Here is a 14,089-nt window from a genome sequence, read left to right as displayed (position 1 = left end):
GGAGACCTTTCGACGAGGCGGAGAGCTATTTGCTGGGAGCCAGGTAGGCGTGGAGCGCGTGCGCGAGTTCGGTATCCAGCTGGCCGGAATCGAGGACGGGCGCGATGGTGCCGGCCGATTGCACCGCGGACTGCCCGATGAGCAGCACCATGCCCGCCATGCGTTGCGGATCCCCGGCGCGAATCGACCCGTCCGCCTGCCCTTCCCGGATCCCGTCGCCGAACAGTTCGAGCAGCGCCCGCTGATTGCGGCCGAGCCGTTCGAACACGTACGTCAGCATCAGGTCGGCGTCCGCGCGGAAGATCTTGGCGAAGAGCGGGTTCTGCCGCATGGTCGCGCCGCCGCCGACGATCGCGCCGACCAGTCGTTCGCGTGCGCTGCCCGCGGCGGGCACGGCCTCGGCGATGATCTCGCGCAGTTCCCGGACCAGCAGGTCGGCGACGAGTGATCCGGTGTCGGGCCAGCGCCGGTAGACGGTGGGCCGGCTGACGCTCGCGCGGCGCGCGACTTCGGTGAGGGTGGTGCGGCGTACGCCGAATTCGGCGACGCAGGCGCGGGCCGCGTCGAGGATCGCCCGATCGACGGCGGAGGGGGTTTCGGTCGAGGTCACGATTGCCACCACCGGAGAGTAGTTCCGTTACTGCTTGACATTATATGTCAGACTGTAACGCATGGTCGACACTCGAGCAGCCTCCGCATCGACAGCAAACCCGGGCGAGCCGCAAGCCCGCGCGAGTATGGTGTGGGACGCCTGGGGCTCCCCGTCCGGACACAAACCGCTCCCGGAACAGATCCGGGGACTGCTCGGTCAGGTGTTCGGGGTGTCCGGTGAGCCGGCGACCCGTCGCGATGAGGGCGACGTGCCGCTGCGCGCATCGGCCCTCACCCCCGAACAGCACGCCGGGCTCGTCGCGGTGGTCGGCGCCGGCAATGTCTCCGCCGATCACCGCGATCGCCTGCGGCACGCGGGCGGCAAGTCGACCCCCGACCTGCTGCGCCGCCGCGCGGACGGGGAACAGGACGCACCCGACGCCGTACTCTTCCCGGCCGATCACGCCGAAGTCCTGGCCCTGCTGGAGTACTGCTCCGCCCATGCGATCGCCGTCGTCCCGTTCGGCGGCGGCACCAGCGTCGTCGGCGGACTCGACCCCGTGCGCGGCGCCTTCGACGCCGTACTCGCCGTGGACCTGCGCCGCCTCGACACCCTCACCCGGGTCGACCCGGTCAGCAGCACCGCCACCCTCGGCGCCGGCCTCACCGGACCGCAGGCCGAGGAACTGCTGGGCGCACACGGACTTTCGCTCGGCCACTTCCCGCAGAGCTTCGAATACGCCAGCATCGGCGGTTTCGCCGCGACGCGCTCCTCGGGTCAGGCGTCGGCCGGTTACGGCCGCTTCGACGACATGATCCAGCACCTGCGCATCGCCACCCCGCAGGGCACCCTCGACCTCGGCCGCGCTCCCGCCTCCGCCGCCGGACCCGATCTGCGCGAACTCTTCTCGGGCTCCGAAGGCACCCTCGGCATCATCACCGAGGTCACCCTGCGCGTGCACCCCGTCCCCGAGACCACCGCCTACCAGGCCTGGTCCTTCCCCGACTTCGCCACCGGCGCGGCGGCACTGCGCTCGGTCATCCAGGCCGGCGCCGCCCCCACCGTCATGCGCCTCTCCGACGAGGCCGAGACCGGCCTGAACCTGGCCCGCGCCGGCGATATCGGCGGCGCACCCGTCGGCGGCTGCCTCGCCGTCACCACCTTCGAAGGCACCGCGGCCCATGTCGCGGCCCGCAGCGCCGAGGCCGCCGGCCTGCTGGCCGCCGCCGGCGGCACCGCGCTCGGCGAAACCCCCGCCAAGGAGTGGGAGCACGGCCGCTTCTCCGCCCCCTACCTGCGGGATGCGCTGCTGGACGCCGGAATCCTCTGCGAGACCCTCGAAACCGCCACCAGCTGGTCCAATCTCGCCGAACTGAAGGCGAAAGTGACTGCGGCGCTCACCGAATCGCTGGCCGTGCAAGGCGCTCCGGTGCTGGTCATGTGCCATATCTCGCACACCTACCCGACCGGCGCCTCGCTGTACTTCACCATTGTCGGCAAGCAGGCCGACGACCCGATCGCCCAGTGGGCCCAGGCCAAGCAGGCCGCCGGTGACGCCATCATCGCCGCCTCCGGCACCATCACCCACCATCACGCCGTCGGCGCCGATCACCGGCCGTGGATGACCGCCGAGATCGGCGACCTGGGTGTCCAGGTGCTGCGCGCGGTGAAGCAGACGGTCGACCCCGCCGGAATCCTCAACCCCGGGAAGCTGATTCCGTGACCCAGATCAGATCGGTCGCCCTGGTGACCAACCCGCTGTCCGGCCAGGGCAAGGGCGAACAGGTGGCCCGCGAGGCCGCGCGGCTCTTCGCGGCCCGCGATATCGCCGTGAACGAGATTCTCGGCAGCTCCGCGGCCGATACCGCGCTGCTGGTCCGCAAGGCGCTGGCCGACCCGGCCACCCGGCCCGACGCCGTGGTGGCGGCGGGCGGCGACGGACTGGTGTGCGTCACCCTGCAGGCCCTGGTAGGCCAGGGCGTGCCGCTCGGCCTGGTGCCCGCGGGCACCGGCAATGACCTCGCCCGCGAGGTCGGCGTCCCCGACGAGACCGCCGCCGCGGTGGACGTGGTGCTCGGCGGCCGCACCCGCACCATCGACCTCGGCACCGTCGAAACCGGTGATTCGAGCACGCCGATCTGGTTCGCCACGGTCACCGGCACAGGTCTCGACGCGCGAGTGACCTTGCGGGCCAACAGCATGCGCTACCCCAAGGGGCCGCTGCGCTATACGGTGGCCGCGCTGCTGGAGCTCGCCGGCAAGCTCGACGTCCCCTACCGCATCGAACTGCAGGGTTCCCCGGATCATCCGGACGGCACCGTCATCGAACTGGACGCGGTCATGGTCGCGGTCGGCAATACCCGCACCTACGGCGGCGGCATGCTGATCTGCCCCGATGCGCTCATCGACGACGGCCTGCTGGATCTCACCGTGGTCGGCGCCATGTCGCGGTTCGACATGCTGCGCCTGCTCCCGACCTTGTCGTCGGGCAAGCGCATCGATCATCCGGCCGCGGTCGGCTACCGGGCGGCCACCATCACCCTCACCGCCCCGGGCGCCCCGGCTACCGCGGACGGCGACCCTGTCGGCCTGCTGCCCGCCACCTTCCGTACGCACGCGGGTGCATTGGACGTCCTCGTACCCTGAGCGCGATTCCCTGCGCGCCGATCCGCGCATACGACTGCGCCCCTCGCCGAACAGGCGAGGGGCGCAACGTCTTCAGGGTCTCACCACTGCTGGAAGACGATCAAACCCTGCGTATCGAGCAGTACGTCCACCTGCCCGCCGGGCCGGGATGCGGCTTCGCCGACGATGTCGTTCAGTCCGGCGTAGACATTGGAATTGTCCTGGGGGAGAGCGGAATCCGGCTGAATGCCCACGGTCACCGCGGAATGCGGGACGAACCGATCCACGAGTGCGGGCAGCGGGCTGTTGGCCAGCGATTGGGTTTCCCCGTGTGAGAGTTCCAGTCCGTAGGCCCCGAACTGCGGAATCGCGATCGGTGTTGCGGCGGAGGCGGTTCCGGCCGCCAGCAGTCCGGCGGCGGTGGCAGTGGCGAGAGCGGCGGTGACGATGAGGACGCGAGCACGCATGATGACTCTCTTTCCCTCAGCGAGACCGGATCGGCCTGCGGTGGTGGAGGTGTCTCGGAACTGCGTATGGGAAGTGGTAGCGACTGGCGCCAGCCGGACACCAAGGACACACCAGCGGCGATAGCCGTGACAAGAGGAATGCCGCCATGCTCACGAAGCACGGGTCCTGTGATCCAGGACACGGCCTCCGACCGGGCGATCCGCCAAGGCTAGGCGTGCCGGGCGACGAGCAGGTGGCCGGGGATGGGCTTCCGGTCCAGCGTCCGCTGTTCCACGGTGAGTCCCGCGCTCTCCAGCGCGGCGACCACTTCCGGGACCGGTCGCAGCCGGAATCCGTGTGCGGTGAAGGGCATCCGCGCCATGGTGTCCGGATCGCCGATACCGATGACAGCCCGCCCTTTGGGCCGCAGTACTCGCGCCAGCTCGGCGCAGACCCGGTCCAGTTCGGGCACGAAGTACACCGTATTGAGGGTGATCACCGCATCCAGTGACGCATCGTCCAGCGGCAGTTCGGTCAGCGAGCCCTCTTGCACCCGCAGTCGCCCGGTGGCGATATCGCCGCGGAAGCGTGATCCGGCTCGTTCCAGCATTTCCCGGGACAGTTCGACGCCGATCACCGACCCGTTCGGCCCGACGCGATCCAGCAGCAGTGAAATCCCTGCCCCGCCACCGAATCCGAGGTCGGCCGCCACATCGCCCGGCGTCACCTCGGCGGCCGTGACCGCGCCTTCGATCATGAAGAGGTTCGCGCGATCCAGTAGTCGCGCCACCACGCTCTTCCCGAGCAGGCCGTGCGGCTTACCGAGTTGCCCGGCGACGGTGGACATCACCTTCGTGACAATGGCGTTCACATCCTGCAGGTTACCGCCGATTCTGCGCGGGGGCTGTGTGAAATCACAGTGGAAAGCGGTCGGTTCTGTGCGCTCGATGCAACGTGGATGCAACGAATTGTGCTCTAGCCTGGCGCATTTGGGCCGGAAGCTGAGAATTCGATGTGGGTTCGGAGAAGCTGCGCGAAAAGGCGGTAATCTAGCCTTCGAGGGCGGGGTTCTCGGTGTCCCTCATCCGCCGAGAGCCCCGCTCTTCGGCTGTGTAAAACCCGGTAGGGACCGTCGAATCACAGCAATTAGAATCGCACGGTGACCAGCGCAGCCTCTGAGACCCCACGCAATCGTGCCGATGCCCTCCCCAAGAGCTGGAACCCCGGCGAAGTAGAGGTCGACCTGTACGAGGGCTGGGTAGCCGCTGGATACTTCACCGCCGACGCGAGCAGCGGCAAGCCCCCCTATTCGATCGTGCTCCCGCCGCCCAATGTGACCGGCAACCTGCACATGGGTCATGCCTTCGATCACACCCTCATGGACCTGCTGACCCGCCGCAAGCGCATGCAGGGCTACGAGGTGCTGTGGCTGCCCGGCATGGACCACGCCGGCATCGCCACCCAGTCCGTGGTGGAGAAGCAGCTCGCCGTCGACGGCAAGACCAAGGAAGACTTCGGCCGCGAACTCTTCATCGAGAAGGTGTGGGACTGGAAGCGCGAGTCCGGCGGCGCCATCCAGGGCCAGATGCGCCGCCTCGGCGACGGCATCGACTGGAGCCGCGACCGCTTCACCATGGACGAGGGCCTGTCCCGCGCCGTGCAGACCATCTTCAAGCGCCTCTTCGACGCGGGCCTCATCTACCGCGCCGAACGCCTGGTGAACTGGTCGCCGTCGCTGGAGACCGCCATCTCCGACGTCGAGGTGAAGTACGAGGACGTGGACGGCGAGCTGGTCTCGCTGCGCTACGGCTCGCTGAACGACGATGAGCCGCACGTGATCGTGGCCACCACCCGCGTGGAGACCATGCTCGGCGACACCGCCGTGGCCGTGCACCCCGACGACGAGCGCTACCGGGCCCTCGTCGGCACCACCGTCTACCACCCCATCACCGGCCGCCAGATCCCGATCGTGGCCGACGACTACGTGGACCCCGAATTCGGTTCCGGCGCAGTCAAGATCACCCCCGCGCACGACCCCAACGACTTCGAACTCGGCCTGCGCCACGGCCTGCCCATGCCCACCATCATGGACAAGACCGGCAAGATCGCCGACAGCGGAACCGAATTCGACGGCATGGACCGCGTCGAGGCGCGGCTGAAGATCCGCGAACGCCTGGAAGCCGAAGGCCGCGTGGTCGCCCGCAAGTTCCCGTACGTGCACAGCGTCGGCCACTCCGAGCGCTCCGGCGAACCCATCGAACCCCGCCTGTCCATGCAGTGGTGGGTGAAGGTCGAGACCCTCGCCAAGGCCGCCGGTGACGCCGTCCGCGAGGGCGACGTGCAGATCTACCCGGCCGGCCAGGAACCGCGCTGGTTCGACTGGGTCGACAACATGCACGACTGGTGCATCTCACGCCAGCTGTGGTGGGGCCACCGCATTCCCATCTGGTACGGCCCCGAGGGCGAAACCGTCTGCGTCGGCCCCGACGAGCAGGCCCCCGAAGGCTGGGTGCAGGACCCGGACGTCCTCGACACCTGGTTCTCCTCCGGCCTCTGGCCCTTCTCCACCATGGGCTGGCCCGACGCCACCCCGGAACTGCGGAAGTTCTATCCCACCAGCGTCCTCGTGACGGGCTACGACATCCTGTTCTTCTGGGTGGCTCGCATGATGATGTTCGGCATGTTCGTGTCCGACGACCCGGTCATCAATGCCGGCAAGGACGCGCAGCAGAAGCAGGTCCCGTTCGAGGATGTGTTCCTGCACGGCCTGATTCGCGATGAATTCGGCCGCAAGTACTCCAAGTCCAAGGGCATCGGCGTCGATCCCCTGGAATGGATCGACGAATACGGCGCGGACGCAACCCGGTTCACCCTGGCCCGCGGCGCGCAGCCCGGCTCCGACCTGTCGGTGGGCACGCCGCACGTGACGGCCTCGCGCAGCTTCATCACGAAGCTGTTCAATGCCAGCAAGTTCGCGCTCATGAACGGCGCCGCGCCGGGCGAACTGCCCGCCCGCGACACCCTCACCGACACCGACCGCTGGATCCTGGACCGCCTCGACGAGGTGCGCGGTGAAGTGGACGCCGCGTTCGACCGCTACGAATTCGGCAAGGCCTGCGAGGCGCTCTACCACTTCGCATGGGACGAACTCTGCGACTGGTACCTGGAATTGGCGAAGGTGCAGTTCGCCGAGTCCGAGGAGCGCGCCGCGAGTACCCGCATCGTGCTCGGCAATGTGCTGGATTCGGTGCTGCGCCTGCTGCATCCGGCGATCCCGTTCGTCACCGAATCGCTGTGGCAGGCACTCACCCAGGGCGCCGAGGGCGAATCCATCGTCATCGCCGAATGGCCGCAGGCCAGCGGCATCGCCACCGATGCCGTGGCGGCCCAGCACATCTCGGACCTGCAGAAGCTGGTCACCGAGATCCGCCGCTTCCGCAGCGACCAGGGTCTCGCCGACAAGCAGAAGGTTGCGGCCAAGCTGATCGGTATCGGCGACGCCGGTCTGTCCGGTCAACTTGCCGAGATCGCCAACCTGGCCCGGCTCACCGATGCGGAGGCCGATTTCGCCGCGACCGCCTCGCTCGAGGTGCGCCTCGCCGGCGGCATGGTGACGGTCGAGATCGATACCTCCGGCACCGTCGACCTCGAGGCCGAGGCGCGCCGCCTCGAAAAGGACCTCGCCGCAGCGCAGAAGGAACTGGCCGGCACCACCGGTAAGCTCGGCAACGAGGCCTTCCTGGCCAAGGCCCCCGACGATGTGGTGGCGAAGATCAAGGCGCGCAAGGAGATCGCCGAGTCCGAAGTCCACCGTATCCAGGCCCGGCTGGCCGAGATCGCGAAACTGGCGGAGCGCAAGTGAACGACGAACCCGAACGTCAGCAGTACGCGCACGACATCCCGCTGACCACCGGCACCTCGCCGGTGGATCTGGCCGAAATGGCGCTGGTCGAGGCCGAACTCGACCAGCGCTGGCCGGAAACCAAGATCGAGCCGTCGCTGGCCCGCATCGCCGCGCTCATGGATGTGCTGGGCTCGCCCCAGCAGAGTTACCCGTCCATCCACATCGCGGGCACCAACGGCAAGACCTCGGTCACCCGCATGATCGACTCGCTGCTCACCGCGCTGCACCGGCGCACCGGGCGCATCACCAGCCCGCACCTGCAGCTGGCCACCGAGCGCATCGCCATCGACAATGCCCCGATCACCCCGGGCCGCTATGTCGAAACCTTCCGGGAACTGCAGCCTTTCGTCGAGATGATCGACAAGCAGTCCGAAGCGGCGGGCGGCCCGGCCATGAGCAAGTTCGAGGTGCTCACCGCCATGGCCTACGCGGCCTTCGCGGAAGCCCCGGTGGATGTGGCGGTCGTCGAAACCGGGATGGGCGGCCGCTGGGACGCCACCAATGTGATCGACAGCCAGGTCGCCGTCATCACCCCGATCGGCCTGGACCACACCGAATACCTGGGCCCCGACCTCACTTCCATCGCGGGGGAGAAGGCCGGGATCATCAAGAAGGCCCGCGAGAACGAGCTCGTCCCGGTCGATACCGTGGCGGTCATCGCGCAGCAGGAGCCCGAGGTCATGGAAGTGCTGCTGCGCCGCGCCGTCGAGGTGGACGCGGCTGTGGCACGCGAAGGTTCGGAGTTCCAGGTGCTCACCCGCCGCGTCGCCGTCGGCGGGCAGGTACTGGAACTGCAGGGCCTGGGCGGCGTCTACGAGGACATCTTCCTGCCCATGCACGGTGAGCATCAGGCCCGCAATGCGGCGCTGGCGCTGGCCGCGGTCGAGGCGTTCTTCGGTGCGGGCGCCTCCCGCCAGCTCGATATCGACGCCGTGCGAGCCGGTTTCGCGAGCTCGGTCAGCCCGGGCCGGATGGAGCGCATGCGCAGCGCGCCGACCATCTTCCTCGACGCCGCGCACAACCCGCACGGGGCGGCGGCGCTGGCGGCCACGCTGACAAGCGAATTCGACTTCCGCAAGCTGGTCGGCGTGATCGCGGTGCTGGGCGACAAGGACGCCGGCGGCATCCTCGATGCCCTCGAACCCGTCTTCGACGAGATCGTGGTCACCGAGAACGGTTCTCCGCGCGCCATGCCCGTGGACGATCTCGCCAACCTCGCCGTGCAGCGCTTCGGTGACGAACGGGTCGCCGTCGCACACGATCTCGCGGATGCCATCGAGACCGCCATCGCGCTCGCCGAAGGGGGAGAGGATGCTGAACTCATCTCCGGTGCGGGCATCGTCATCACCGGATCGGTCGTCACCGCCGGTGCTGCCCGGAGTCTGTTCGGAAAGGATCCCGCATGACGGACCACGCTGACGGTGGTGGCAACGCCGAGGCCGAGGTTCCGCCGCCCGCGACCGACCCGTGGAAGGGCCTGCGCGGTGTGATGGCGGGAACGTTGGTCCTGGAGGCCATCACGGTCCTGCTGGCGTTGCCGGTGATCAGCGCGGTCGGTGGCGGCCTGAAGTGGTGGTCGATCCTCTATGTCGTGGGTCTCGCCGTGGTCATGTTCCTCGGCGCGGGTCTGCAACGCCGGTCCTGGGCGATCCCGTTCAACCTCGCCCTGCAGGTCCTGCTGCTGCTCGGTGGTTTCATCCACCTGTCGATCCTGGTCATCGGCGTCGTCTTCGTCGCGGTATGGCTGTTCATCCTCTTCCTCCGCGCGGACGTGAAGAAGCGCATGGACGCGGGCCTGCTGCCCAGCCAGCGGATACCCGGCGCGTGAGCGTTCGTGGCTTCGGCGACAACTGGTTTCGCTGCGACCGGGGTAACTCGTCGGGTACGACCAAAATCGGTTCGGCACCCGGCCGCCGGCCCGCATGCATGACCGGCTACGGCTCCCAGGCCGTGCGCTGAAGTTTCGGGGAGGCGGTACCGGGTTTCGGGGAGGCGGTACTGTTGCGCCGTGACTGAGCAGACGTTGGTACTCATCAAGCCGGACGGCGTGGCCCGGGGCCTGGTCGGGGAGATCATCACCCGCATCGAGCGCAAGGGTCTGAAGCTCGCGGACCTGAAGCTCGTGAACGTGTCCGAAGAGCTCGCCGCCCAGCACTACGCCGAGCACGCCGAGAAGCCGTTCTTCGGCTCGCTGATCGAATTCATCACCTCGGGCCCGGTCCTCGCGGCCGTGCTCGAAGGCCCCCGCGCCATCACCGCCTTCCGCCAGATCGCCGGCGGCACCGACCCGGTCGAGAAGGCCGTCCCGGGCAGCATCCGTGGCGATTTCGCCCTCGAGACCCAGTACAACCTCGTGCACGGCTCCGACTCGCCCGAGTCCGCCAAGCGTGAGATTTCCCTCTGGTTCCCCGAATTCGCTCTCTAGAGCAGGCTCGGGAGTTATACCCCTGAACGCCTTGTCGCAGGAGGTCTGGGGGTCGCACCCCCAGACCCAGGCGCGACCCCGGGCTGCGCTCAGACCCAGCTGAAAGCGGGTCCGAGCCGCCCGGCAGCGGCCGGAAGCGGCCCTCGGAGTCCCGGAAAGACCGGGATCGACCGGCCCCGGACCCGCCAAAAATCGCTTGACGCCCTTCCCGGGGCGTGCGCACGACAGCCCGCCGAGCCGGGCAACCACGCGTCGCGGGCGCGACGCCTCCGGCGCGTGTGGGATACTGGCTCTGGAAGTGGCCGACGCCCGTCATTAGCGGCAGGTGGCTGCCACCTTCGATTGACACCGCGGCACGACGGACGATCATCGCTGCCGCCGACGGCTTCCAAGACTCGGCTGTCGGCTGGCACGCTGGATGAACGCTCGGGCCGTGGAGTTGAGCCAACCAGCCAGGCGCCACGTGACCAGTTAGCCCGAACGACGAGAACAAGGTGATAACGGGCCACACGGCGCGAAGACTTACGATCTCGTGCCCCGGTGGGGTGCGAGGCCAACTAATTGCCCCCGCGTCGGCCGCGGTCACTCTCAGGAGGGACGCGCCCGGGGGCCCGAGGAGAATTCGTGGCCGATCAAGAGCCGCAGGATGCATCGCAGGTGAATGGTGTTGGGGAGGCTTCGGACACCACCGGGGCTGCCGAACAGTTGCCGGAACGGATCCGAGTGCACGCACTGGCGAAGCTGCTGGGAGTCACCAGCAAACGTATCCTGGCCCACCTGACCGAGATGGGCGCGCAGGCGCGTAGCCCGCAATCCAGCCTGGACCGCAATGTCGCCGAATCGGTGCGCGACGCCTTCGGGCCGCGTGACGTCGAATCCGGCGAACCCGTACCGGCGGCGCCCGCGCCGATCGCCGAGACCACCGTCGACGCGGCCATCGCCGCCGGCGACGACCGCGCGGCCGACGAACTGGCCGCCATCGAGGTCGAGGCCGCCGAGGCGGCGATCGCGGACACCGGCACCGCCGCGGCGAAGTCCGTGGCGCCGCAGCAGTCGCTGTTCACCAGCCCGTTCCAGGCGCCCGAGCCGGCGCCCGCCGAGCCGGTGACCTACCAGCCCGCCGCCATGGTGGCCGGGCCGCTGTTCCTCGCGCCGGACGCCACCGCCGTCGAGGAGACCCGCCGCAAGCGCCGGGCCGAACGCAAGGCCCGCTTCGACGAGGCGCCCGAGGAGAAGCCCGTCGCCGCCGCGCCCGTCGAGGACAAGCGTCCGCAGCCGCAGCCGCAGCCGGTTGTCACCGAGGAGACCGCGGCGGACGACGCCGAGGACACCGAGGACGACGGCGACTGGGAGGACGGCCAGGAGCAGCAGCGCGGCGAGAGCGGTTCGCGCCGCCGCCGTCGTGGCCGTCGTGGCCGGGGTCGGGGCCGGGGCGAACAGCACGGCGAGAACGATGCCGATGACGAGGATCAGCGTCCGCAGTCCGAGGACGAGTCGGCCGACTCCGCCGACAACGATGCCGAGGACGACGACGAGTCGGACGCGGTGCCGGAGGGTTCGAGCAGCCGTCGCCGCCGTCGCCGTCGTCGCCGCAAGGGTGGCGAGGACAACGAGCCCGAGGTCGCCGAGGACGATCCGCCGAACACGGTCGTGCACGAGCGGGAGCCGCGCAGCAAGCGCCGCGCCGCCGCGGCCGCTGCCGCCTCTTCCTCCGACGAGGTGCAGGGCATCAGCGGTTCGACGCGGCTCGAGGCCAAGCGTCAGCGTCGCCGGGACGGCCGGGAGGCCGGTCGCCGCCGCCCGCCGATCCTGACCGAGTCGGAGTTCCTGGCCCGCCGCGAGGCGGTGGACCGGGTGATGGTGGTGCGCGAGAAGCACTTCCCCGATCACCCGACGTCCACCACGCAGGTGGCGGTGCTCGAGGACAACATCCTGGTCGAGCACTTCGTGACCTCGACGGGTTCGGCGTCCATGGTCGGCAATGTGTACCTGGGCAAGGTGCAGAACGTGCTGCCGTCGATGGAGGCCGCGTTCGTCGATATCGGCCGTGGCCGCAATGGCGTGCTGTACGCGGGCGAGGTGAATTGGGAGGCCGCCGGTCTGGGCGGCAAGGAACGCAAGATCGAGCAGGCGCTCAAGCCCGGCGACACCGTGCTGGTGCAGGTCTCGAAGGATCCGGTGGGGCACAAGGGTGCTCGCCTGACCACGCAGATCAGCCTGGCCGGTCGCTTCCTGGTGTACGTGCCGGGCGGTACGTCCACCGGTATCTCCCGCAAGCTGCCGGATACGGAACGCAAGCGGCTCAAGGAGATTCTGCGCGATATCGTCCCGCAGGACGCCGGCGTCATCATCCGGACCGCGTCGGAGGGTGTCTCCGAGCCTGAGCTGGCCCGCGATGTCGAACGGCTGCAGGCCACTTGGCGCACCATCGAGGAGCAGGCCAAGAACGGCTCCGGCGCGCCGAAGACGCTGTACGAGGAGCCCGACCTGCTGGTCAAGGTCGTCCGCGACCTGTTCAACGAGGACTTCTCCAAGCTGGTCATCGAGGGCGATCGCGCCTGGACCACCGTCGAGAACTACGTCCGCACAGTGGCTCCCGACATGCTGGCCCGCGTGGAACGCCACGAGAGCGGTGCTGGTTCCCACCCCACCGCCCCCGCCGGCGTCGACGTGTTCGGTGCCTTCCGCATCGACGAGCAGCTGGCCAAGGCCCTCGACCGTAAGGTGTGGCTGCCGTCCGGCGGCACCCTGGTGATCGACCGCACCGAGGCCATGACGGTCATCGACGTCAATACCGGCAAGTTCACCGGTTCCGGCGGCTCGAACCTGGAAGAGACCGTCACCCGCAACAACCTGGAGGCGGCCGAGGAGATCGTCCGCCAGATGCGCCTGCGGGATATCGGCGGCATGATCGTCGTCGACTTCATCGACATGGTGCTGGAGTCCAACCGGGATCTGGTGCTGCGCAGGCTGACCGAGGCCCTGGGCCGGGATCGCACCCGCCACCAGGTGTCCGAGGTGACCTCGCTGGGCCTGGTCCAGATGACCCGCAAGAAGCTGGGTACCGGTCTGGTGGAGGCGTTCTCGACCACCTGCGAGACCTGCCACGGCCGCGGCATCCTGGTGCACAACTACCCGGTGGAGTCCGCTCCGGCCGCCAGCGGCGGTGACGAGGGTGCGGGCCGTCGTGAGGGTTCGCGCCGCCGCCGCAAGGACCGCGGCAAGGACACTGCGGCAGAGGCGGTTCCGGCCGTCGCCGAGGCTCCCGTCGAGGAGCACGACGAGGAAGAGGAGACCAGGGTCGCCGCCAAGCGCGCCCACCCGGTCGCCCTGGCCATGGCCGCGCATCAGGCCGAGGAATCCGCGCATTCGGCGGACGAGGATGCCATCGCCGCCGCCGATGCGGCGAATACGATTCTCGCGGAGGGCGATACCGCGAGCACCGCGGAGGTCACCGCGGCGGTGGGCCGCATCGTGACCGAGGCGGAGAACGCTGCCGCCGAGGCCGCGCTGGCAGTGGGCGCGATCGAGAAGATCGAGGCCGCCACCGAGGCGGACGCGGAAGCCGCTGCGGCACAGGCCGCGACGACTGCCGCCGAATCGGGTGGCGTGGTGTCCGCGCAGACCCTCGAGCTCGCCGAGCCGTCCTCGAACGGGACGGCGGCGCGGGTCGCGAGCGAATCCGCGCGGGCTGCCGGTGCATCCGCGCAGGCTGCCGCCGATGCGGTGGTCGCGGGTGAGGCCGTGGCCGATGCGGCCGAGGTGTCGGTCGTGGTGACCGAGGCGCAGGCCGCGGCGGATGTGCAGACGGCTGCATCGCTTTCCCGTGATGCTGCGTCGCTTTCGGGTGATGCGGCGCCTGCCCGTCGTCCGGGTCGTCGCCGGGTGGCTCGTACGGCGGCCGCTCCGGCCTCCGACAGCAAGGGGGCGGTGTTCGTGCTGTCCAGTTCGGATCAGCCGCAGACGCCGGCCCTCAACCTCGAGGACCTGGCTCCGGCCGAGGTGCCCCCGCGCAGTCGTCCGCGTCGCCGTGCGGCCGGTCGTCCGGCGGGCGCTCCCGAGGGCGGTAACTGACCTGTAGGGCAGAAACGTGAGT

At 69.2% G+C, this 14,089-nt stretch carries 10 protein-coding genes; 7 read left to right on the top strand and 3 right to left on the bottom strand.

Annotated elements, in window-relative coordinates; all coding sequences use genetic code 11:
• Nucleotides 1–25: 25 nt before the first annotated feature.
• Nucleotides 26–619 carry a TetR/AcrR family transcriptional regulator gene (locus ACH438_RS10615; protein WP_397003521.1) on the bottom strand — a complete coding sequence of 198 codons (594 nt, stop codon included), beginning with the start codon at nucleotides 617–619 and terminating at the stop codon, nucleotides 26–28.
• 118 nt (nucleotides 620–737) lie between these two features.
• Between ACH438_RS10615 and ACH438_RS10610 the strand changes: the two genes are divergently transcribed.
• Complete coding sequence (locus ACH438_RS10610; protein ID WP_397003748.1) at nucleotides 738–2,315, top strand: FAD-binding oxidoreductase; 1,578 nt, start codon at nucleotides 738–740, stop codon at nucleotides 2,313–2,315.
• Nucleotides 2,312–3,238 carry a YegS/Rv2252/BmrU family lipid kinase gene (locus tag ACH438_RS10605; RefSeq protein WP_397003519.1) on the top strand — a complete coding sequence of 309 codons (927 nt, stop codon included), beginning with the start codon at nucleotides 2,312–2,314 and terminating at the stop codon, nucleotides 3,236–3,238. Before ACH438_RS10610 ends, ACH438_RS10605 begins: the two co-directional genes overlap by 4 nt.
• Nucleotides 3,239–3,318: 80 nt before the next feature.
• On the opposite strand, the gene ACH438_RS10600 is transcribed toward ACH438_RS10605, so the two are convergent.
• Both ACH438_RS10600 and ACH438_RS10595 read right to left on the bottom strand, forming a co-directional pair.
• The gene (locus tag ACH438_RS10600) at nucleotides 3,319–3,684 is read right to left on the bottom strand and encodes a hypothetical protein (protein ID WP_397003517.1); all 366 of its coding nucleotides are present in this window, start codon (nucleotides 3,682–3,684) and stop codon (nucleotides 3,319–3,321) included.
• Between the two features lie 209 nt (nucleotides 3,685–3,893).
• Complete coding sequence (locus ACH438_RS10595) at nucleotides 3,894–4,535, bottom strand: class I SAM-dependent methyltransferase (RefSeq protein ID WP_397003515.1); 642 nt, start codon at nucleotides 4,533–4,535, stop codon at nucleotides 3,894–3,896.
• Nucleotides 4,536–4,823: 288 nt separating this feature from the next.
• Here ACH438_RS10595 and ACH438_RS10590 point away from each other — a divergent pair, with 288 nt between their 5' ends.
• The 5 genes from ACH438_RS10590 to ACH438_RS10570 all read left to right on the top strand — a co-directional run bounded on the left by ACH438_RS10590 (nucleotide 4,824) and on the right by ACH438_RS10570 (nucleotide 14,067).
• The gene (locus ACH438_RS10590; RefSeq protein WP_397003513.1) at nucleotides 4,824–7,526 is read left to right on the top strand and encodes a valine--tRNA ligase; all 2,703 of its coding nucleotides are present in this window, start codon (nucleotides 4,824–4,826) and stop codon (nucleotides 7,524–7,526) included.
• Nucleotides 7,527–7,603: 77 nt separating this feature from the next.
• Nucleotides 7,604–8,974, top strand: coding sequence for a bifunctional folylpolyglutamate synthase/dihydrofolate synthase (locus ACH438_RS10585; RefSeq protein WP_397003746.1), 1,371 nt, complete (start codon nucleotides 7,604–7,606; stop codon nucleotides 8,972–8,974).
• Nucleotides 8,971–9,396, top strand: a complete 426-nt coding sequence (locus tag ACH438_RS10580) for a DUF4233 domain-containing protein (RefSeq protein WP_397003510.1) — start codon at nucleotides 8,971–8,973, stop codon at nucleotides 9,394–9,396. Before ACH438_RS10585 ends, ACH438_RS10580 begins: the two co-directional genes overlap by 4 nt.
• Before the next feature lie 180 nt (nucleotides 9,397–9,576).
• Entirely contained in the window at nucleotides 9,577–9,993 is a 417-nt protein-coding gene (ndk, locus tag ACH438_RS10575) for a nucleoside-diphosphate kinase (protein WP_397003508.1), read from the top strand.
• Nucleotides 9,994–10,617: 624 nt separating this feature from the next.
• Nucleotides 10,618–14,067, top strand: coding sequence for a translation initiation factor IF-2 N-terminal domain-containing protein (locus ACH438_RS10570; RefSeq protein ID WP_397003506.1), 3,450 nt, complete (start codon nucleotides 10,618–10,620; stop codon nucleotides 14,065–14,067).
• Nucleotides 14,068–14,089 lie beyond the last annotated feature (22 nt).

Origin of the sequence: Nocardia sp. NPDC020380 (genome assembly GCF_044386975.1) — a bacterium.
Lineage (GTDB): Bacteria > Actinomycetota > Actinomycetes > Mycobacteriales > Mycobacteriaceae > Nocardia.
Note: the sequence above shows the minus strand (reverse complement) of the source record. Positions and strands in the feature narration are given on the sequence as shown.

What these genes read in the sequence shown, in the direction of transcription:
- ACH438_RS10610 (WP_397003748.1), top strand. Translation starts at nt 738, where the DNA reads ATGGTGTGGGACGCCTGGGGCTCCCCGTCCGGACACAAACCGCTCCCG.
- ACH438_RS10585 (WP_397003746.1), top strand. Translation starts at nt 7,604, where the DNA reads ATGGCGCTGGTCGAGGCCGAACTCGACCAGCGCTGGCCGGAAACCAAG.
- ACH438_RS10600 (WP_397003517.1), bottom strand. Translation starts at nt 3,684, where the DNA reads ATGCGTGCTCGCGTCCTCATCGTCACCGCCGCTCTCGCCACTGCCACC.
- ACH438_RS10580 (WP_397003510.1), top strand. Translation starts at nt 8,971, where the DNA reads ATGACGGACCACGCTGACGGTGGTGGCAACGCCGAGGCCGAGGTTCCG.